The sequence below is a fragment of the Mameliella sp. CS4 genome (genome assembly GCF_019392335.1).
Classification (GTDB): domain Bacteria; phylum Pseudomonadota; class Alphaproteobacteria; order Rhodobacterales; family Rhodobacteraceae; genus Antarctobacter.
This window is the reverse complement of sequence record NZ_JAHXRQ010000010.1, coordinates 126,683-145,370: the sequence shown is the minus strand read 5'-3', so window position 1 is coordinate 145,370 and position 18,688 is coordinate 126,683. Positions and strand designations below refer to the sequence as shown.

Below are 18,688 nucleotides of genomic sequence, written 5' to 3'. Positions count from 1 at the left end.
CGCGTCACATCCCCGAACAATTGGCGTCATCCGTGCGGTACAGGCGGTAGCTTACCCATTGGCCCGGATATTCGGCCAGATCCATGACCCCGCCACACTCGCCGGTATTGCCCACCACCATGTACCGGGTCCGGAACACCATGCCCTGCGCATCCTGCTTCGTGACCTCCATCCGGCCGCCGTCGCATTCCACCTGGCAATGGGGCGCGCCGCTTTCGGTGCCGCAGATCAGGAACTGCTGCAAACGCGCGCCCACCCAGGGCGCGCCCCGGGCATGGCCCTGGTTCGCCGGAACGACCTCGATCCGCGCCTCGCGCGCGACCTCGGTCATCCAGGGCCCGACCCAGAGCCGCACCGAGCGCACCACCTGCGCCGGCTGCCCGCGGAGATGAGCGTCGGAGTAGAACCGCGTGTAACAGCCCGGACGGATATCCTCGGCTGCCAGCGGCAGGCCCATCAGCGCGGCCATCACCGCCAATGCCGCACCCTGCAGCGTCTTCTTGGCAAAAATACCCATTTCCCAGCCCTCCAGAGGTCCCTAGTGCAGGTTATGCTGCGCGCCCGTGCCTTCTTCGTCCATGATACCCCGACCCGTGCTGAACCGGTCCAGCCGGAACTGCGCCGCCGGGTCGTGATGCCTGTCCTGTGCGATCAGATGCGCAAAGGAAAAGCCCGAACCCGGCACCGCCTTGAAGCCGCCGTAGCACCAGCCGCAATTCAGGTAGAGCCCCTCGATCCCAGTCTTGTCGATGATCGGCGAGCCGTCGGTCGACATGTCCATGATCCCGCCCCAACTGCGCAGCACCCGCGCCTTGCCGATCATCGGCATCAGTGTCATCGCCGCCTCCATGACATGTTCCTGCATCGGCAGGTTCCCCCGCGCCGCGTAGGAAGCATAGAAATCCAGGTCACCGCCAAAGACCAGCCCGCCCTTGTCAGACTGGCTGATGTAGAAATGGCCCATACCGAAAGAGATCACATTGTCGATGCAGGGTTTCAGCCCCTCGCTGACAAAGGCCTGCAGAACGTGGCTTTCAATCGGCAGGCGCATACCGGCCAGCCCCGCCACCTGCCCCGACCGGCCCGCGACAACGATGCCGACCTTTTTCGCCCGGATCTCACCGCGCGTGGTCTGCACGCCGGTCACGCGCCCGGCCTCGATGTCGATGCCCGCCACCTCGCAATTCTGGATCAGGTCCACCCCGCGCTGATCGGCGCCGCGCGCATAGCCCCAGGCCACCGCGTCATGCCGTGCCGTGCCGCCCCGCGCGTGCCAAAGCCCGCCGTAGATGGGAAACCGCCCGTTGTCGAAATCGAGATACGGCACCTTGTCCCGCACCTGTTCGGGTGTCAGCAACTCGGCATCGTCGCCCTGGTTGCGCATGGCATTCCCGCGCCGGGCAAAGGCATCGCGCTGGCCGTCGGAATGGCACAGGTTGAGAATGCCGCGCTGGCTCATCATGGTGTTGAAATTCAGCTCCTGCTCCATCCCTTCCCAGAGCTTCAGGGAATGGGAATAGAACTCGGAGTTTCCGGGCAGGCCATAATTGGCGCGCACGATGGTGGTGTTGCGGCCCACGTTGCCGCCACCCAGATAGCCCTTTTCCAACACAGCGACATTGGTCAGCCCGTGTTCCTTGGCCAGGTAGAAGGCCGTGGCCAGCCCGTGCCCGCCGCCGCCGATGATGACGATGTCATACTCGGGCTTTGGCGCTGGGTCCCGCCAATGCGGCCGCCATCCACGGTTGCCCGTCAGCCCCTGGGCCAGAACCTTCAAACCGGAAAAGCGCATCGCCCCCTCCAACAGTACCGGAGCGCAGCAAAGCAGCCCCGCCGCCCGGGATCAATTCCTCCAGGCGACAGAACGTGACGTTTTCGTGCCTGATGATGCGGGCGGCTGAGCGGTCAGCCGTCACTCCAGACGATCTTGGGGGCAAAACGCGGCCGGGTGAAGCCGTAATTGTAGAACAGGCCCGCCCCGGTCAGACCCGGGATTGCGAAAGGCGGATCATAGTAGGTCTCGGTCTCGACCACGATCACCCGTTCATTGTGCAGCATATGGGGCAACTGGTCGTACATCTCCGCAATCTGCGTCGACTGCAGCGCGCTGAAGCTGCCGCGGGTCTTGGACCACTCGGCCTCGTAGGAGGCGTTGTTGCCGTTGTAGCGCACCAGCGTCACCCGCAGCGAAGAGTCGCCCCCGGGCCGGACAAGGAAGTCCAGCAGTTCGATCATCCCGTCCAGGTAAGACGCGTCGATCGGGTCCGTCTCGCGCGAGATCGCGTCGGAGATCGTGTAGGCCGCCTTGGTGTTCAGCGCCTTGTAGCGGAACGCATCGTGCAGCGAGAAGGTCGCGGCCAGCAGGAACAGGACGAAGGGCAGCCAGATCAGGCTTTCCAGCGCGACGTTGCCCCGGGTGTCGGCGGCAAAGCGGCGCAGATGGCAAAGGATCGAAGAGCGGTTCATGGCACTTACCTCGGTTCCTGGACGAATGCGGATGTTGCGACCAGCTGGGCATAGCCCTGCGGGTCCTTGGGCAGGGCCATGCCAAATGAGGTGGTCGGCATGGCGGGCTTGTATTTCAGGCAGGCGCGCAAGAGCATCAGCTGGTTGTCCAGCCCGGGCACGAAGTTGCGCACCGGCCGGGGATCTTCCTCGGCGTTGATGCAATCGGCAACCAGCGGAATGGCGGTAAAGTTGCGCGGGTCCACCTGCACCATTTCCAGCCGCAGGTTTTCGGTGCAGCCGTCCACGATGACCGCCTCATCGCAGATCTTCTGACGCACTTCCTCGTAGGTGGGGATCACGCCGGTGTTCAGCCGGATTTCCCGCGTCGCCAGGTCCACGCCCCGTTCCAGCAACGCGTGCCGAAGGTTCATGTAGCCCATCTCGACCGTCGCCGCGAGGATGAAGAAGAAGACCGTGAAGTAGATCGAGAATTCGATCGTGCTCGACCCCTCCTCGTCGCGGCGGAACCCCTTGAGCATTTCAATCAGACGTTGGGTCATTGGATCAGCCTCAGGTTGTTGATCTGGCGCGCGATCGTATCGAAGGTCTCGTAGATCTCGACGCCCTGGACGTGGAAGAAGTGACTGGCCGAAGAGGCGCAGGCGAGCATTTCGGCGGCGGCGGCGTCATCGGTTTCGAAGGCGATGGTAAAGACGGTCACGCCGCGCTGCCGGGCCAGGTCGCACTGTTTCTGCAGGTTGCTCTTGTTCTTGGACTGGAGCGACATGTTGTAGTAGCTGGTTGCCGCTTGCTGCAGCAGCTCCACCTCGCCGTTGATGGGATCGCGGGGGTCGTTCGGGCGGAACTGGTCCGTGGTCTGGCCATCGGTCATCAGCACGATGTATTTTTCCGTCTCGGGGTCGTGCCAGTCGATCGGGCGCCCTTCGAAACGGGCATCCACAAGGCCGTTGGCAATCAGGTGGCTGACCTCGTCGCGGTTGGCCGGGTCCAGAAGGGCAAGACCGTACTTCATGCCGTACTGCGTGCCGGTTCCGTCGTGCATCCGCATGTCGCCGATGAATTGCAGCAGCGCGTCGCGGTCGGCAGAGTAATACTGCACGGCCATCTGTTCGCCCGGGCACCAGCCCCAGTCCATGACCTCCTCGTCGATGTCCCAGTGGTGGAAATGGGGAACATAGTCGTCGGACAGGGGCAATTCGGTGGTGTCGAACTCCGGGTCGTAGATCTCGACACAGGAGGACGGCATGTTGATGTGGACCGGATCGACGGCACTATCGACGGTCGTTTCAGTACCTGCGGCCAAGTCCCCAAGGTTCGGCGACACGTAGGAGTCGGCCCAGGTGGCGTAGTCGATTTCGCCGTAGCGATAGGTGCTGCCTGGGATCCTGCCGCGGTTGCTCGTCGGGCCCAGGTCCGAATGCGGTCCGTTCTGGTCGCCCTTGACCTGGAAATAGCGGGTTCGTTGCCAGCCCCCCTTGATCGAAATGCCCAGGAACTGGCCGGGATCGCTCAGCTTGCTGTCATGCGCGATCATGTAGGCCACGGCACCGCGATAAAAGGCATCGACGTCGCGCGGGGCATCCTCGGGGAACCCTTCGATCTTGTGCGCGCGGTTGTAGATATCGTCGCCATCGGTGTCGAAGTAGATCACGATGTTGGAGATCGCCTGCCCCCACGGGGTAAAGTAATCGCCGTCATCGACCACTGGCTCGGGCTCGGGCGTGGGTTCTGGATCCGGGTTGGGAATGTCCGGGCGTTCACCGCGGAAATAGTCGAACAGGATGTCACCGGGGTTCACCTGTCCCGCGAAGGGAACCAGGTTCAGCGTGGTCACGCCGTTGGTCTCATCCGTCATCACCTTGTGGACAAAGTTCTGTGCCGCGGGCTTGAGCCGAACCATGCGCTCGTTCCAGCGCATCGACCCCGAGATATCCAGCACCAGGCTGATTTCCACGTTGGCGATCTTTTCCTCGGCGACGCTGAGCGCCGGCGGCGTCAGACTGTCATAGCCGCTCATCTTGAGGAAATAGGTGGGGATGGTGGTTTCGCCCCAGGCCTTGACCGTCCGGTGGTTGAACCCCCAGTCGACCTGGGTGCCCAGCAGGACATCTTTCATCCCGGCCTTGTCCATGTAGTCGCGCACGACCGCGTCCGAAGACAGGTATTGGTCAAGATCCGCAGCGGCCAGCACCGCGCGGTCCATCTGCGTTTGCATCTGCGCACGTGTCGATTCAAACCGCATGATGTCCACCGCAGCGCCGGAGATCACCAGGGTCAGAAGGACCATCAAGACAGAAAAGACCGTGACGTTCCCGTCCTCCCGTTTCAGAAAACGGTACGTCCGTCCGTGTATCGTCTTGCATCGGTCCATGACACTTCTCCCACTTCCGTTGGCCTTTCTGGCCGCAGTAGGGAATGGTTAAGAAATGCGCCGGTATTGAGGCGAGAAGCGGTACAGTCTTGGAGTTTTTCCGTGATTGTAGTGGCTTGAGATATCCAAACGGATAGGCCTCACTACCATAAGGCTTAGATGCACCCCTCATTGGATCAACCTCAGATTGTTGATCTGGCGCGCGATGCTATCAAAGGCATCGATGATTTCGGCACCGTGGACGTGGAAGAAATGGCTGTCGGAAGAGGCGCAGAGCCGCATTTCCTCTGCGGCTGCGGCCGTCGTTTCGAAGGCGATGGTAAAGACCGTGACCCCCAGTTCGCGCGCCAGGTCGCATTGCTGGTAGAGGTTGTCGAGGTTGACGGCCCGCCCGGTTCGGACGTGATAGTTGGCCGAGCCCTGGTTCAGCAACTCGACCTCGCCATTGATCGGCGCGTAGGGATCATTGGGGCGGAACTGGTCGGTGACCTGGCCATCGGTCATCAGGACGATGTATTTCTCGGTTTCCGGGTCATCCCAGTCGATCGGACGGCCCTGGAAGCGTGCCTCGATCACGCCTTCGGAAATCAGGTGGCTGACCGCGTCCCGCGTCGTCGGATCCAGCAGCGCGAGCGCGTATTTCATGCCGAACTGCGCCCCGGTGCCGTCATGCATCCGGATGTCGTCGATGAACTGCATCAGGCTTGCCGCGTCGCCCGAGTAGTACTGGATCGCGGTGTCATCCTCGGGGCACCAGCCCCAGTCCATCACATCCGGCGCGGTGTCCCAGTGATGGAAATGCGGAACATATTCATCCGAAACGGGCAGGTTCGAATTGGCGAACTCGAACCCGTCGATCTCGATACAGCTGGACGGCATGTTGATATTGATCTCGGCCAGTCCCTGTGCCGTGCCGGGACCATCATAGGACGCCTCCCATGTCTCGTAGTCGATGCTGCCATAGCTGAAGGTCGAGCCTGGAATCTTGCCCTTGTTCTTGGTCGGGCCAAGATCGGACGCAGGGCCGTTGGAATCGCCGCGCACGGTGAAATAGCGCGTGGTCTGCGTGCCGCCCTTGATCGAGATGCCAAGGAACTCGCTCGACGAACTGAGCTTTGGGTCATGCGCAACCGCATAGGCCGCCGCACCGCGAAAGAACGCGTCGACGTCGCGCGGGGCATTCTCGGGGAAGGCCTCGATCTTGTGCGCGCGGTCAAAGATATCGTCGCCATCGGTGTCGAAATACATCACGATGTTGGAAATCGCCTGCGCCCAGGGCGGGAAGAAGTCCGGGGTGCCGCCCTCGGGCACCTCTGGTTCCACCACGGGAACCGAAGGCCGCTCGCCGCGGAAATACTCGAACATCTCGTCGCCCGGGTTCACCTGTCCCGCAAAGGGGATCAGGTTCAGGGTCGTAACGCTTTCAGTGCTTTCCGACATGACCTTCTGGACAAAGTTCTTGGCCGCGGGCTTGAGGTTTTCCAGGCGCCCGTTCCAGCGCATCGACCCGGAAATATCCAGAACCAAGCTGATCTCGACGTTGGCGATGCGTTCTTCGGCGGTGGCCAGCGCATTCGCGGGCAGGACATCCCGACCGGACATGCGCAGGAAGATCGTCGACAGGCTGGACGCCGCGTCGGCGCTGACGGTGCGTTCGTTCAGGCCCAGCGTGACGTTGACGCTGGTGACGAAAGCGTCCAGCCCCGCCTTTCCGACATAGTCGTTGACGACGAACGTCGGGTCCTGGAACTGGTCCAGGTCTGCCGCGGCCAGCACGGCGCGGTCCAGCGTCGTCTGCAGCCGCGCCCGGGACGCCTCTTGCCGCATCAGATCGACAGACGCCCCCATGATCGTCAGGGCCAGCAACGCGATGTAGACCGAATAGATGGTAATGTTGCCGCGCTCGTCGCGGACGAAACGTGCGATCGCGCTGGAGTCGCGCAGCAGTGCAGAACGGGACGGGAATGCAAATCTTGCCATCTGGGGTCTCCGGTTTTGCCGCACGGCACGAAACCGGCGGAACGGACCCTGTAGTCGGGTAAGATTCGGTCAACCCTCCGGCCAGAAATGTGGCAGAAGAAGGGCCTAACAAGATGATTTTCTATAAGTTCGGTCCGCATTCATCACAAAGGGCGACCGATCCGGCCGCCCCTTGCGCTGTGGTTGCGGTGGTCAGAGCCCCTTGGCGCGATAGCTGGACGCCACCCTGCCGATGGCCACGATAAAGGCGGCGGTGCGCAGGTCGGTGACATCCTCGCGGCTGTGCCAGACCTCGCTGATCGACTGGTAGGCGGTGCGCATGGTGTCATCGAGCCCCGAGCGCACCAGTTCCAGTTCGTCCGCCCCGCGCAGGTAACGCGCCTTGAAATCCGGTGTCATGGACCACTTGTCGCCCAAGTGATCCGACAGCCGTTCCAGTTCGCGCACGATCAGTTCGTGCCGGGCCTCTTCCTGGCGGCGCTGCATCCGGCCAAAGCGAATGTGGCTGAGGTTCTTGACCCATTCGAAATAGGACACGGTCACACCGCCCGCGTTGGCATACATGTCGGGAATGATGACAACGCCGCGTTCGCGCAGAATATCATCGGCCCCGGCGGTGATCGGGCCGTTCGCGGCCTCGATGATCAGCGGCGCCTTGATGTTGTGCGCATTGCCCAGGTTGATCACCCCTTCCAGCGCGGCCGGAATGAGGATGTCGCACTCGGCCTCCAGCACCTGAGCGCCGTCGGCGCTGTGGTTGGCGTCCGGATAGCCCGTCACTCCGCCATGACGAACAATCCAGTCACGCACCGATTGCACGTCAAGTCCATCGGGATTGAACAGCGCGCCGTCCCTCTCGATGATCCCGGTGATCCGCACGCCGTCTTCCTCCTGCAGGAACTTGGCCGCGTGGAAGCCGACGTTGCCAAGCCCCTGGACAACCACGCGCTTGCCATCCAGCGTGCCCGAGAGTCCCGCCTTGGCCTTGTCCTCGGGGTGCCGAAAGAACTCGCGCAGCGCGAATTGCACGCCACGGCCCGTGGCCTCGGTCCGGCCCTGGATACCGCCGGCATTGGTCGGCTTGCCGGTGACACAGGCATTGCCGTTGATGTCGGTGGTGTGCATCCGCCGGTACTGGTCGGCGATCCAGGCCATTTCACGCTCGCTTGTGCCCATGTCGGGCGCGGGCACGTTCTGCGACGGGTTGATGAGGTCGCGCTTGATCAGCTCGTAGGCAAAACGACGGGTGATCTGTTCCAGCTCATGCTCATCGTATTGCCGGGGGTCGACGCAGAGCCCGCCCTTGGACCCGCCGAACGGCGTTTCGACCAGGGCGCATTTATAGGTCATCAGGGCGGCCAGCGCCTCGACCTCATCCTGGTTCACCTCGGTGGCGAAGCGAATACCGCCCTTGACCGGTTCCATGTGTTCCGAGTGGACCGAGCGATAGCCGGTAAACGTCTGGATCTTGCCCCGCAACCGAACGCCGAAGCGGACCGTGTAGGTGGCGTTGCACACCCTGATCTTTTCCTCCAGCCCCGGCGGAAGGTCCATCAGCGCCACCGCACGGTTGAACATTAGATCGACTGACTGTCTGAAGGTCGGCTCATTGGACGGCACAGTGGGCCGCTCGGTAACGACGGACATGGGTTTCCTTCCTTTCCAGTGTCCGCGCGGGGCGCGCTGCACCCCGCGCGCATGGCTCCTCTTGACGGGAGCACGCGGGATCAGCCTAGCCCGGCATGGCCCGTGTCCCAACCCCGGATTTGGCCGAGTCGTCCGCAGCTCTTGCCACAACCCTTGCGAGACCATCGTCGGCCAGACTGAAACAATGCCGCAAAGCCGCCCGGAACTGTCCAGACAACTCTCTAGAATTCAAGGAAAACTCAATTCTAACTGCCCAAGTTTGGCCATTTTGAAATGGCATAAAATTGTCATCAAAACTGATCCGTCCACGGTGTCCGGGGCTGCCGTGCCGACCCGGTTGAAAGGTGTCCGAATGTTTAGATCAACCACCAGCCACAGGGCGCTCGCGCCCAACGGCTCCGGCATAAGAGACCGGCTTTGCGGCTTTGCCGCCGACACGTCGGGCAACATGTCCTACCTCGCGATCGTCGGATCTCTGGTCATGATGGTCTTCGGCGGCGTCGGCGTCGACATGATGCATGCCGAGCTGAAGCGCACCAAGGTTCAGAATACGCTCGACCGCGCGGTGCTGGCCGCCGCCAACATCGAGAACGTGACCGACCCACGGCAGGTGGTCGAGGAATATTTCACCGCGATGGGCATGGGCGATGCGCTGACCACGGTCGATTTCGACCAGAGCGCCACCGCCAAGCGCGTCACCGCCACCGGCAACTCGGCGATTGCGTCCGGGTTCATGTCCCTGATCGGGGTCAACTCGCTGGATGCCTACGGGCTGGCCACCGCCGAACATGCCACCGCCAACGTCGAAATTTCGATGGTGCTGGATATTTCCGGCTCGATGGGCTGGAACAGCAAGATCGTGAACATGCGCAGCGCCGCGCGCAACTTCGTCGACATCCTGATGCCGCCGGATGGCGAGGCGCTGACCACCATTTCCATCGTGCCCTACAATGCCAACGTGAACCTTGGCACCACGACGGCCAGCTATTTCACGCTTGACGACCTGCACGACTATTCCAACTGCGTGATTTTCGACGATGCCGAGTTCGACACCACCGGCATCTCACCCACGGAGATCCTGACGCGGCTGGGGCATTTCGACCTCAACTCGACCAATGAATACACCACCGCGATCCCCGGCCCCTGGTGCTATACCGGCAACACCGGGGCGGTCATGGCGCACAGCTCGGACCCTGCGGCGCTCAAGACCCATATCAGCGGGTTGAACGCCGGCGGCAACACCGCCATCGACCTGGGCATGAAATGGGGCACCGCCCTGCTGGACCCGGCGGCGCGACCCGCAATCTCGGCGATGGCCGGTGATGGGCTGGTGGACGCCGCCTTTGCCGCGCGCCCCGCCGCCTACACCGATCCCGAGACCTCGAAATACATCGTCGTCATGACGGACGGGGAAAACACCACCCAGTATGACCTGAAACAACGGTACAAGTACGGCATGTCCGACGTCTGGATCGACGATCGCGGCAACTCCGACCCCAGCGACGACCGGTTCTCGCTATTGGTGCGCGACCGGGCCGGCACCACAGACGACGTCTATTTCTGGCAGCGCTACGAAAACAGCTATTACAGCTATCGCTATCGCGGCGCGCCGGACGGCGGCAGCAATGCCCGTCGCATGAGCAACGCCGACCTGTTCGCCCGTTTCGGCACCCGCGCTGTCGCCGGCAAGCTCTACGTTCAGCCCTACTACGACGGCTATGTTTCCTACAATCAGTACTATGACGTTTATTACGCCTACGAGGCCACCGTCGGACCCGATCCGGCCGACGCCCGGCTGGACACGATCTGCGACGCGGCCAAGGCCCAGGGGGTGGTGGTCTTTGCCATCGGCTTCGAAGCACCGCAGCGCGGCCTGGACGCGATGCGCAACTGTGCCTCCTCGCCTGCCCATTTCTTCGACGTGAACGGGGCCGACCTCGAAGAGACCTTCGCCTCGATCGCAAACACCATCACCCAACTGAGGCTGACCCAATGACCCGCGCGTCCTTTCCCGCCCTGCGCCGCTTCTGGTCCGACGAGGCCGGCACCTCGGTTGTCCCTTACGCCCTCTGGGTGCCTCTGTTCGTCGCCATCATCGTCTCGGCGGTCGAGGTGGGCATGATCACGGTCCGCCACACCCAGCTGGAGCGCGCGCTGGACCAATCGGTGCGCGAGTTGAAGATCGGCGTGACCGCACCCAGCCACGACGCGCTCAAGGCGGCGATCTGCGCCAAGACCACCGTCCTGCCCGGCTGCACGGAAACGCTGCACCTGGAGATGATCCCGCTGGACATGCGCAACTACGTCGAACCGCCGGCCTCGGCCGATTGCGTCGACGTCAGCCAGGACGCCACGCCGCAGCGCAGTTTCAGCCACGGTGGCGGAGGCCAGATGATGTTCCTGCGCGCCTGCTACAAGTTCCGTCCGCTGACGCCGGCCTCGACGCTGAACGCCAGCCTGCCCAAGGACGCCGAAGGCTATACCGCCATCGTGTCGACCTCTGCCTTTGTCTATGAGCCCAGCTGAGGAGATCCAGCCATGCGCCTTCCCTCCTTCCTTTCGCGGTTTGCCCGCGACAATCGCGGCCACATCAACGTCGAGGCGGTCATCGTCTTCCCCGCTCTGCTGTTCCTTTTCGGTGTCGGCTGGACCTACTTCGACGCCTTCCGCCAGCAGGCCGTCAACCAGAAGGCCAACTACGTCATCGGCGACATGCTCTCGCGCGAGACCGAGGCGATCACGCCGGATTACCTGACCAATGCCCGCCACCTGCTGCGCCACCTGACCAAGACCGGCGGCGCGGACAGCGACCTGCGCATCACCGTCGTGCAGTACAGCGATTACTATGGCGAATGGCGTGTCAGCTGGTCCAAGCAGCGGGGCGACTATCCCAGCCTGTCCGACGCCGACTTGGCCGCCTATGCCGACAAGCTGCCCTCGGGCGTCAATGGCGAACAGCTGATCCTGGTCGAGACCTGGGATCAATACAGCCCGGTGTTCAGCGTCGGCCTCGATGCCTTCGAGATCCGCACCTACAGTTTCACCCGCCCGCGCTATGCGCCGCAGGTTGTCTTCGAGCGGCCGGCCTGATTACCCCAAAACGGCTGACCGAAGAGCAAGGGGCCACGGCATCCGCCGTGGCCCTTTCGCTATCTGTTCAGCCGTTGTTTCTCTGGCTCAGCAGGTGGATCATGATATCGGCCACCGGCTTGGTCTGAGAGGCGGCGGTGACGCCGCCAATAGCCACCCTGCGGCCCAGCCGCCACCAGAGGCCCAGGCGCCAGACGCGTGACCCCGGTTCCTTGAGGAGGATGATAAAGCCGTTCGACGGCTTCATCGCGAACATGCCCCGGTCGACCTTTTCGATCTCGTCCAGGCGGGCCACCACGGTGCCGTCGCTGTCGGTCAGGGCCTCTTCGGTCAGGATCAGGGAATGCCCCGTGGCCTGCCACATGACCTGCCCCGCCCAGAGCGCGCCGGCGCCCAGCGCGATCAGAACGACCTTCCAGCCCAGCGCCATCCCCGCCGTCATGAAGGCCATCCACAGCATCAGGCCGCCCAGGCCCAGCATCGAGACGACCCCGATCACCCGGCGCGATGCGGATGTCGTGATGCGTGCCAGTTCTTCCTCTGCCATCTCCGGGCCTCCCGCGGTTGCGCCATTCCGTCCTACTGTGGGTCCGACCCGGGGGAAAGACCTTACCGCGCCCAACATCCGTGCAAACGGCCTGAAATCGCGCCACTTTCGGCGCGTGCCGCTTCCAAGGCAGGGGGCGACGGGACTATAAGGATGGCATGACCACAGCCGGACCATCCGCGATGACGCCGCCCGCCCAGCTTTCCAACCGCCTGCGCGCCCTGTTGATGCGCATCTATCCCGACCGTGACACCGACGACCTGACCACCCAGGTGATCGAGGCTTTCTGGCCCGAAAGCGCCACCGCCCGCAAGCGCGCGCGCAAGCCGGGCAATTCGCTGTGGTCGCAGAAGGACGCGGTGCTGATCACCTATGGCGACAGCCTCATCGACGGGGTCTACAAGCCGCTGGACCTGCTCCGTGACTTCCTGGGCAACTACATGCCGGGCGTGGTCAACGGCGTGCACATCCTGCCCTTCTTTCCCTTTACCTCGGACGACGGGTTTGCCGTCACCGATTACCGCAAGGTGAACCCGACGCTTGGCGACTGGCCGGACATCAGCCGGATCGGCGCGGAATGGCACCTGATGTCGGACCTGGTGCTGAACCATGTCTCATCCCAGGGCACCTGGTTCAACGCCTACCGGCAGGGCCAGGAACCCTACGACAAGTTCTTTTACGAGGCCTCGCCCGAGGACGACCTCTCTGCCGTGGTTCGCCCCCGGACAACGCCGCTCCTGCAGGAGGTCGAGACCTCCAACGGTATAAAGCACGTCTGGTGCACCTTCAGCCACGACCAGGTGGACCTGGATTTCCGCAACCCCGAGGTGCTGCTGGAGATCATCCGCATCATCCGGTTGCACGTCGATGCCGGGGTCAAGATCATCCGCCTGGACGCGGTGGCCTTCATCTGGAAGGAGCCGGGCACGCCTTCGATCCACCTGCCCAAGACCCACGCCATTGTACAGCTGTTGCGGGTGCTGGCGGATTTCGCCGCAGAACCAATTGTCCTGTTGACCGAAACCAATGTCCCCAAGACGGAAAACCTCAGCTATTTCGGCCAGTTGAACGAGGCCCACTGGATCTACAATTTCCCGCTGCCACCCTTGATCCTGCACGCCATGCTGGCAGGCGATGCGCGGGCGCTGTCCAACTGGCAACGGGCCATGCCCCCTGCGCCGCAGGGCTGCGCCTACCTCAACTTTTCGTCCAGCCATGACGGCATCGGGATGCGCCCCGCCGAGGGTCTGCTGCCGGACGAGGAAATCGCCCAGATGATCAAGACCGTGCAGGCGACTGGCGGCCTTGCCTCCATGCGGGCGCTGCCCGGCGGCGGCACGGCGGTCTACGAGCTGAACACCACCTTCTTTTCCGCCATGCAGCGCACCTACAAGGGCGAGGACGGCAGGCAGGTGGACCGTTTCATCTGCTCGCAGACCATCGTCATGTCGCTGGAAGGCATCCCCGCCTTCTACATCCACGCGATGCTGGCGACGGAAAACGACCTGGACGGCGTGGCGCGACGCGGCATGAACCGGGCGATCAACCGGCATCGCTGGAACTATCCGGACCTGCGGGAAAAGTTGGCCGACCCGAACAGCAACCAGTCCCGCGTTCTGACGGCCCTGTCGGACCGCTTGCGGCTGCGCACGAAACAACCGGCCTTTCATCCAAACGCGACCAATTTCACGCTCTCCGTGGATGACCGGGTCTTTGCGGTCTGGCGTCAGGCACTGGATCGCAGCCAGTCGATCTTTGCCCTGCACAACGTCTCTGCCGAAGAGGTGGACCTGCCGCCCAAGTCGCTCAACCTGATTGCGGACGAGGAATGGATCGACCTGCTATCGGGCGAGACCCTGCACCCGGAGGAGGACGGCGTGACGCTGGCCCCCTACCAGTGCCGCTGGATCACCAACAAGGCGTAGCCACCAGGTGCGCAAGGCGTGTCGCCGTGCTAGGATCGCGCAAAAGTTGTGGTGCGCCGGGCGATGACCGGGCGGCGCGGCTGCAGTGAAAAGGACGCGACATGGCAGAGTACAGGCAGCCCGGGGTCTACATCGAAGAGGTCAGCTCCGGCGCCCGCCCGATCAGCGCCGTCAGCACCTCGACCGCGGCTTTCCTGGGCATCGCGCCACAGGCCGACACCCATCTGCGCGAGCCTGTCTTCGTGACATCCCAAGCAGATTTCCAGCGTCTCTTCGTGGGAGAGGGTCAGGCGAGCACGGCACTTTCCCTTGCGGTCGACGGGTTCTTCCTGAACGGCGGCGGGCTTCTCTGGGTCGTCAACCTTGGCGCAGATGCCCAGGCCATCGCGCCGGGCGATCTTGCGCTCCTGGCAGAGATCGAAGGCATCAGCCTGATCGCCGCGCCCGGGTTCACAGACGCCGACAGTGTCGAGGCCATCCTTGCCGACTGCGAGACCCGCAAGGATCGTTTCGCCGTTCTGGACATGGCCGAAGGCGGGGCAATCGCCGATCTGGCCCGAACGCAGGATCAGGGCGGCCTGCGGCCCCGCAACGCGGCACAAGGCATGGCGGCGGTCTATGCCCCCTGGATCGAGGTTCAAGACCACGCAAGTGGCGACCGGGTCACATCTGCGCCGTCCGGCCATATCTGCGGTTCCTATGCGGCCAATGATGCCATGCGTGGCGTCCACCATGCCCCGGCGAATATCACGCTCCGCGGGGCGCTTGGGCTGTCGCGCGACTTTACCGATGCCGATCAGGCCACCCTGACCTCGGCCTGCGTGAATGCCATCCGGCAGTTCCCGGACGGCATCCGGATCTGGGGCGCCCGCACCCTTTCGGATCCGGACAGCGACTGGCGGTACATCAATGTCCGCCGTCTGCTGACCATGATCGAACAATCGATTCAGCTGGGCACGCGCTGGGTCGTCTTTGAATCCAATGATGAAACGCTCTGGAACGCGCTCCGCCGCGACATCGGATCCTTTCTGAACATGCTCTGGCGCGACGGCGCCCTGATGGGATCAACATCCACCCAGGCCTATTTCGTGACCTGCGACGCCACCACCACGACACCAACCGACATCGAGGCGGGCCGGGTGATCGTGGACATCGGCGTGGCCCCGGTCAGACCGGCGGAATTCCTCATGATCCGGATCCTACAATCCGCTTCGGCGCCGTAGGAGGCTTGAGCGATGAATGGCGATCCGGGCCTTGCCTACGCCTTTGCCCTGCATCTTGACGGAGAAGCGGCCGCCCGCTTCCAGAGCATCGAGGGCCTGAGCGCGCATATCGACACAATCGCCTATCGAGAGGGCGGCCGTGGACCCGTGCGGCATCTGCCGGGCACCGCCCAGGTCTCTCCCGTGACCCTTCGGTATGGAGTGTCATCGCACAGCGGGCTTTGGGATTGGTGCAACGCATCGGTGGCGGGCACCATCTCCCGTCGCACCGCCTCTGTCACCTTATACGCCAACGACGGCCAGACAGAGGCCGCCCGCTGGATCTTATACGAGGCTTGGCCTTCTGGTTTCCGTGCGGCCCCATTGGAGGCACAAGAGGACAAGATCGCCTTTGAGGCCCTGACGCTGGTCTACGACCGGCTGGAACGCGCCTGATCCGGGATCAGGCGGCCGCCACACGGGCCGACGACGCGCTCACGGTCTTGCTGGCCTGCCCGGCGACATAGACCTCTTCGACCGCCCGGTCGTCACCCATGACCTGAAGAATGAACAGTTCTTCGGCCAGCGTCTCGGCGCGCTCCATGCGCAGCGCCATCGCACCAGTCGCGCAGGCGTTCAGCACCACGATGTCCGCTTCGGTCCCCGGCTCCAGCGTGCCGATCCTGTCCGCCAGCCCCAGCACCTCGGCATTGCCGCGTGTCGCCCAGTCGAAAGCCTGGAACGGGTGCAGAGCCTGGCCCTGCAATTGCAGCACCTTGTAGCCCTCGTTCAGGGTCTGCAGCATGGAATAGCTGGTGCCCGCGCCGACGTCCGTGGCGATCCCGCTGCTGATCCCGCGCGCCGACAGCCCGCCGTGATCGAAGAGGCCGGAGCCAAGGAAAAGGTTGGAGGTCGGGCAGAACACCGGATGCGCACCGGTCTCTGCCAGCACGTCGACTTCGCGCGGTTCCAGGTGGATGGCGTGGCCCAGCAGGCTGTTCCCGCGCAGCAAGCCGTAAGACTGGTAAACGTCCAGGTAATCGCGCGCCTGCGGATACAACTCCAGCGTATAGGCGATCTCATCGCGGTTTTCCGACAGGTGAGTCTGGATCGGGCAGGTCGGGTTTTCCTGCGCCAAAGCCTGCGCCATCTCCATCTGTTCGGGCGTCGAGGTGATGGCGAAACGCGGTGAGATCACGTAGTCGCAGCGCCTCTTGCCGTGCCATTTGCCGATCAGTGCGGCGCTGTCGTCATAGCCTGATTGCGGCGTGTCGCGCAGACCGTCCGGCGCGTTGCGGTCCATCAGCACCTTGCCGCCCAGCATCCGCATGTTCCGGCGGGTGGCCTCTGTGAAATAGGCATCGACGGAAGTCGAGTGCACCGAGCAGAAGGCCACGGCGCTGGTGGTGCCATGCGCCACCAATTGATCCATGAAGGCCGTCGCCATGCGCGTTGCGTGCGCCTCATCCGCAAACCTCGTTTCCTCGGGGAAAGTGTAGCTGTTCAGCCAGTCCAGCAGTTGCGCGCCCCAGGAGGCAATCACCTGTACCTGCGGGAAATGGATATGCGTGTCGATGAACCCGGCCATCAGCAGGTGCGGGCGATGATCTGTCACGGGCACGCCGGGGGCGACGCGCGCCACCTCGTCAAACGTACCGCGCTGAACGATCATCCCGTCATTCAGAAGCAGGGCGCCGTCTTCGATGTAGGTATAGGCGCCGGTATCTACGCCATCCGACGGAGCGCGGTGAAAGCTCAGGATGCGGCCGCGCAGAAGTGTCTCTGTCATGAGGTGTCTCTTGTTGTTGGCGGGGGCGGCGCATGGGCCGCCCCGGCGGGTGTCAGGCCCGTTGCGCGGGCGGGATGTCATCCATCATGTCCGGCTCATCCGGAACGATCACACGCTCTTCGAGATCCTCTTTTGGAGCGACCAGCGGGTAGAGATGCAGGAAGGCCCCGATGATGAGGTAGCCGACGGTGATGCCGTCGAACTGTGGCATCTGAAGGGTCGGCGCATGGATGATCCCCAGCGAGGACATGGCCGCAGCCGCCAGCGCAAAACCACCGGCCATGCGGAACCTCCCGTCGATCACGTCGGCCACGATGGCGCCCCAGATCAGCCCGGTCAGGATCGCCCCCTGGCTGAGCGCAAGGTGCCCCTCGTAATGCGCGCCCTCCATCAGCAAGGCGGCGGTCAGGTTGGCATCGCCCAACGTGGGCAGCCCCTCGACCCCGGAACTGCGCAGCGCGTTCATGAGTGAGCCCCATTTGACCATCAGGAACTCCGAGATATGCGGCAGGATGGCAAAGGACACGGCGGCCATATGCATCGGCTTGATCGACCAGGCGGTGTTGGTGATCAGGCTGACCGAGACAAAGACCAACACCGGCGCGGCGGCGGCAATCGGGATCAGCCCGGCCAGGAAGGACAGGAACCCAAGGAAGGCGGCGGCAGCGATCACCACGGCGACCCCGACGATATAGCCCGCGTGGGCATCCAGCCGCTTGTAGGCGGGATGGCCGATGTAGACGGTGGTCGGAAAGGGCGAGCCGAAGATGGCGCCGATCATGGTTCCGGCGCCGTCCGTCACCTGGCACAGGCCCACGGGATAGCTGTCACCGGCGGCTTCTGCACTTTCGACGTTGTTCATCGTCTCGATGAAATTGTAGATCTGCACCGGGATCAGCACCAGGAACAGCTCCGGGTTGGCAAAGAGGTATTGAACGCCCGCGATCATGTCGCCGATGTAAGGCACCGGCGGATAGGCCCCAACGCCGGAGAAATCGAATTTCGCCTCGCCCAGGACGATGGCGATCACGGTGCCCGCGCCGATGGCCACCAGGCCCGCAGGCACGTTGCCCGGCAGGCGGAACCGCCCGATCAGCCCCCAGAGGATGAACAGCAGCGAGGTAAAGCCGATGATCGGGTTTTCAAATATCTCGGCCAGCGGCACCGACCCGATGAACACCAGCGCGATCCCGCAGAGCGTGCCCAGCATGCCCGCGCGCGGCGTGATGCGTTTCAGGTAGGGCCCGACGAGGGCGCCCAGCGCCGCGACGATGCCGCCCATGAAACCCGCGCCGATGCCCACCTGCCAGGCCAGCAGCGGATCCTGCGTCGCCCAGTAGATCGGGCCGATGACGCCAAAGAGATAGACGAACATCACCGGGGTGGAGATGCCGTAAGGCAGCGCGGTCACGTCGCGCCCCTGCCGCGTCGCCGCCCATTTCGCCATGAATGTATAGACCGCAACCCCCGCCAGAATGGCAACCGCCGCGCCCGGCACGATGCGGCCATAGACGATCTCTGGCGGCATCTGGAACACGAACTGGCAGACCCCGGACAGGATCAGAAGGTTCACGAGGTTGTCGGTGAACAGCGCCCAGAAGGCGCTGAAATCGCTGCGTGAAAACAGCCTGTAAGAGTAACTTGCACCGTCCATGACGGTCTCCTCCT

Annotated in this window: 16 protein-coding genes; 6 read left to right on the top strand and 10 right to left on the bottom strand. The window is 63.4% G+C overall.

The annotated features are described in order from the left end of the window. Positions 1-4: 4 nt before the first annotated feature. The 7 genes from KZZ07_RS14065 to KZZ07_RS14035 all read right to left on the bottom strand — a co-directional run bounded on the left by KZZ07_RS14065 (position 5) and on the right by KZZ07_RS14035 (position 8,467). Positions 5-517 carry a hypothetical protein gene (locus KZZ07_RS14065; RefSeq protein ID WP_219514934.1) on the bottom strand — a complete coding sequence of 171 codons (513 nt, stop codon included), beginning with the start codon at positions 515-517 and terminating at the stop codon, positions 5-7. Between the two features lie 21 nt (positions 518-538). Beyond that, positions 539-1,792, bottom strand: a complete 1,254-nt coding sequence (locus KZZ07_RS14060) for a sarcosine oxidase subunit beta family protein (protein WP_219514933.1) — start codon at positions 1,790-1,792, stop codon at positions 539-541. A 113-nt stretch (positions 1,793-1,905) separates the two neighbouring features. After that, positions 1,906-2,466, bottom strand: coding sequence for a TadE/TadG family type IV pilus assembly protein (locus KZZ07_RS14055; RefSeq protein WP_255564347.1), 561 nt, complete (start codon positions 2,464-2,466; stop codon positions 1,906-1,908). Between the two features lie 5 nt (positions 2,467-2,471). Beyond that, entirely contained in the window at positions 2,472-3,008 is a 537-nt protein-coding gene (locus KZZ07_RS14050; RefSeq protein ID WP_219514930.1) for a TadE/TadG family type IV pilus assembly protein, read from the bottom strand. Next, positions 3,005-4,840 (bottom strand): TadE/TadG family type IV pilus assembly protein, encoded by a 1,836-nt coding sequence (locus tag KZZ07_RS14045; RefSeq protein ID WP_219514929.1) that lies wholly within the window; start codon positions 4,838-4,840, stop codon positions 3,005-3,007. The genes KZZ07_RS14050 and KZZ07_RS14045 overlap by 4 nt, the downstream gene beginning before the upstream one ends. Positions 4,841-5,008: 168 nt before the next feature. Continuing rightward, positions 5,009-6,820 (bottom strand): TadE/TadG family type IV pilus assembly protein, encoded by a 1,812-nt coding sequence (locus tag KZZ07_RS14040; protein ID WP_219514927.1) that lies wholly within the window; start codon positions 6,818-6,820, stop codon positions 5,009-5,011. Between the two features lie 192 nt (positions 6,821-7,012). Continuing rightward, complete coding sequence (locus tag KZZ07_RS14035; RefSeq protein ID WP_219514925.1) at positions 7,013-8,467, bottom strand: Glu/Leu/Phe/Val family dehydrogenase; 1,455 nt, start codon at positions 8,465-8,467, stop codon at positions 7,013-7,015. A gap of 352 nt (positions 8,468-8,819) precedes the next feature. On the opposite strand from KZZ07_RS14035, the gene KZZ07_RS14030 reads away from it, so the two are divergent. From KZZ07_RS14030 to KZZ07_RS14020, 3 genes are read left to right on the top strand one after another with little or no spacing between them, the layout of a single operon-like run. Next, complete coding sequence (locus tag KZZ07_RS14030) at positions 8,820-10,463, top strand: TadE/TadG family type IV pilus assembly protein (RefSeq protein WP_219514923.1); 1,644 nt, start codon at positions 8,820-8,822, stop codon at positions 10,461-10,463. Next, positions 10,460-10,993 (top strand): TadE/TadG family type IV pilus assembly protein, encoded by a 534-nt coding sequence (locus tag KZZ07_RS14025; RefSeq protein WP_219514921.1) that lies wholly within the window; start codon positions 10,460-10,462, stop codon positions 10,991-10,993. The genes KZZ07_RS14030 and KZZ07_RS14025 overlap by 4 nt, the downstream gene beginning before the upstream one ends. A gap of 12 nt (positions 10,994-11,005) precedes the next feature. Next, entirely contained in the window at positions 11,006-11,557 is a 552-nt protein-coding gene (locus KZZ07_RS14020; RefSeq protein WP_219514920.1) for a TadE/TadG family type IV pilus assembly protein, read from the top strand. Between the two features lie 67 nt (positions 11,558-11,624). On the opposite strand, the gene KZZ07_RS14015 is transcribed toward KZZ07_RS14020, so the two are convergent. Further along, the gene (locus KZZ07_RS14015; protein ID WP_219514919.1) at positions 11,625-12,104 is read right to left on the bottom strand and encodes a hypothetical protein; all 480 of its coding nucleotides are present in this window, start codon (positions 12,102-12,104) and stop codon (positions 11,625-11,627) included. A gap of 182 nt (positions 12,105-12,286) precedes the next feature. On the opposite strand from KZZ07_RS14015, the gene KZZ07_RS14010 reads away from it, so the two are divergent. From KZZ07_RS14010 to KZZ07_RS14000, 3 genes are all read left to right on the top strand, one after another. Next, positions 12,287-14,029, top strand: a complete 1,743-nt coding sequence (locus KZZ07_RS14010) for an alpha-amylase family glycosyl hydrolase (protein WP_219514982.1) — start codon at positions 12,287-12,289, stop codon at positions 14,027-14,029. A gap of 101 nt (positions 14,030-14,130) precedes the next feature. Continuing rightward, complete coding sequence (locus tag KZZ07_RS14005; protein WP_219514918.1) at positions 14,131-15,252, top strand: phage tail sheath family protein; 1,122 nt, start codon at positions 14,131-14,133, stop codon at positions 15,250-15,252. 12 nt (positions 15,253-15,264) lie between these two features. Beyond that, positions 15,265-15,687, top strand: a complete 423-nt coding sequence (locus KZZ07_RS14000) for a phage tail protein (protein WP_219514917.1) — start codon at positions 15,265-15,267, stop codon at positions 15,685-15,687. A gap of 7 nt (positions 15,688-15,694) precedes the next feature. On the opposite strand, the gene guaD is transcribed toward KZZ07_RS14000, so the two are convergent. Both guaD and KZZ07_RS13990 read right to left on the bottom strand, forming a co-directional pair. Then, positions 15,695-17,020 carry a guanine deaminase gene (guaD, locus tag KZZ07_RS13995; RefSeq protein ID WP_219514916.1) on the bottom strand — a complete coding sequence of 442 codons (1,326 nt, stop codon included), beginning with the start codon at positions 17,018-17,020 and terminating at the stop codon, positions 15,695-15,697. 52 nt (positions 17,021-17,072) lie between these two features. Beyond that, entirely contained in the window at positions 17,073-18,674 is a 1,602-nt protein-coding gene (locus tag KZZ07_RS13990) for a xanthine/uracil/vitamin C permease (RefSeq protein WP_219514915.1), read from the bottom strand. Between the last annotated feature and the right edge of the window lie 14 nt (positions 18,675-18,688).

Coding starts and splice junctions, on each gene's coding strand:
- KZZ07_RS14035 (WP_219514925.1), bottom strand. CDS start 8,467: ATGTCCGTCGTTACCGAGCGGCCCACTGTGCCGTCCAATGAGCCGACC.
- KZZ07_RS14015 (WP_219514919.1), bottom strand. CDS start 12,104: ATGGCAGAGGAAGAACTGGCACGCATCACGACATCCGCATCGCGCCGG.
- KZZ07_RS14045 (WP_219514929.1), bottom strand. CDS start 4,840: ATGGACCGATGCAAGACGATACACGGACGGACGTACCGTTTTCTGAAA.
- KZZ07_RS14055 (WP_255564347.1), bottom strand. CDS start 2,466: ATGAACCGCTCTTCGATCCTTTGCCATCTGCGCCGCTTTGCCGCCGAC.
- KZZ07_RS13990 (WP_219514915.1), bottom strand. CDS start 18,674: ATGGACGGTGCAAGTTACTCTTACAGGCTGTTTTCACGCAGCGATTTC.
- KZZ07_RS14060 (WP_219514933.1), bottom strand. CDS start 1,792: ATGCGCTTTTCCGGTTTGAAGGTTCTGGCCCAGGGGCTGACGGGCAAC.
- KZZ07_RS14025 (WP_219514921.1), top strand. CDS start 10,460: ATGACCCGCGCGTCCTTTCCCGCCCTGCGCCGCTTCTGGTCCGACGAG.
- guaD (WP_219514916.1), bottom strand. CDS start 17,020: ATGACAGAGACACTTCTGCGCGGCCGCATCCTGAGCTTTCACCGCGCT.
- KZZ07_RS14065 (WP_219514934.1), bottom strand. CDS start 517: ATGGGTATTTTTGCCAAGAAGACGCTGCAGGGTGCGGCATTGGCGGTG.
- KZZ07_RS14030 (WP_219514923.1), top strand. CDS start 8,820: ATGTTTAGATCAACCACCAGCCACAGGGCGCTCGCGCCCAACGGCTCC.
- KZZ07_RS14040 (WP_219514927.1), bottom strand. CDS start 6,820: ATGGCAAGATTTGCATTCCCGTCCCGTTCTGCACTGCTGCGCGACTCC.
- KZZ07_RS14005 (WP_219514918.1), top strand. CDS start 14,131: ATGGCAGAGTACAGGCAGCCCGGGGTCTACATCGAAGAGGTCAGCTCC.
- KZZ07_RS14050 (WP_219514930.1), bottom strand. CDS start 3,008: ATGACCCAACGTCTGATTGAAATGCTCAAGGGGTTCCGCCGCGACGAG.
- KZZ07_RS14000 (WP_219514917.1), top strand. CDS start 15,265: ATGAATGGCGATCCGGGCCTTGCCTACGCCTTTGCCCTGCATCTTGAC.
- KZZ07_RS14010 (WP_219514982.1), top strand. CDS start 12,287: ATGACGCCGCCCGCCCAGCTTTCCAACCGCCTGCGCGCCCTGTTGATG.
- KZZ07_RS14020 (WP_219514920.1), top strand. CDS start 11,006: ATGCGCCTTCCCTCCTTCCTTTCGCGGTTTGCCCGCGACAATCGCGGC.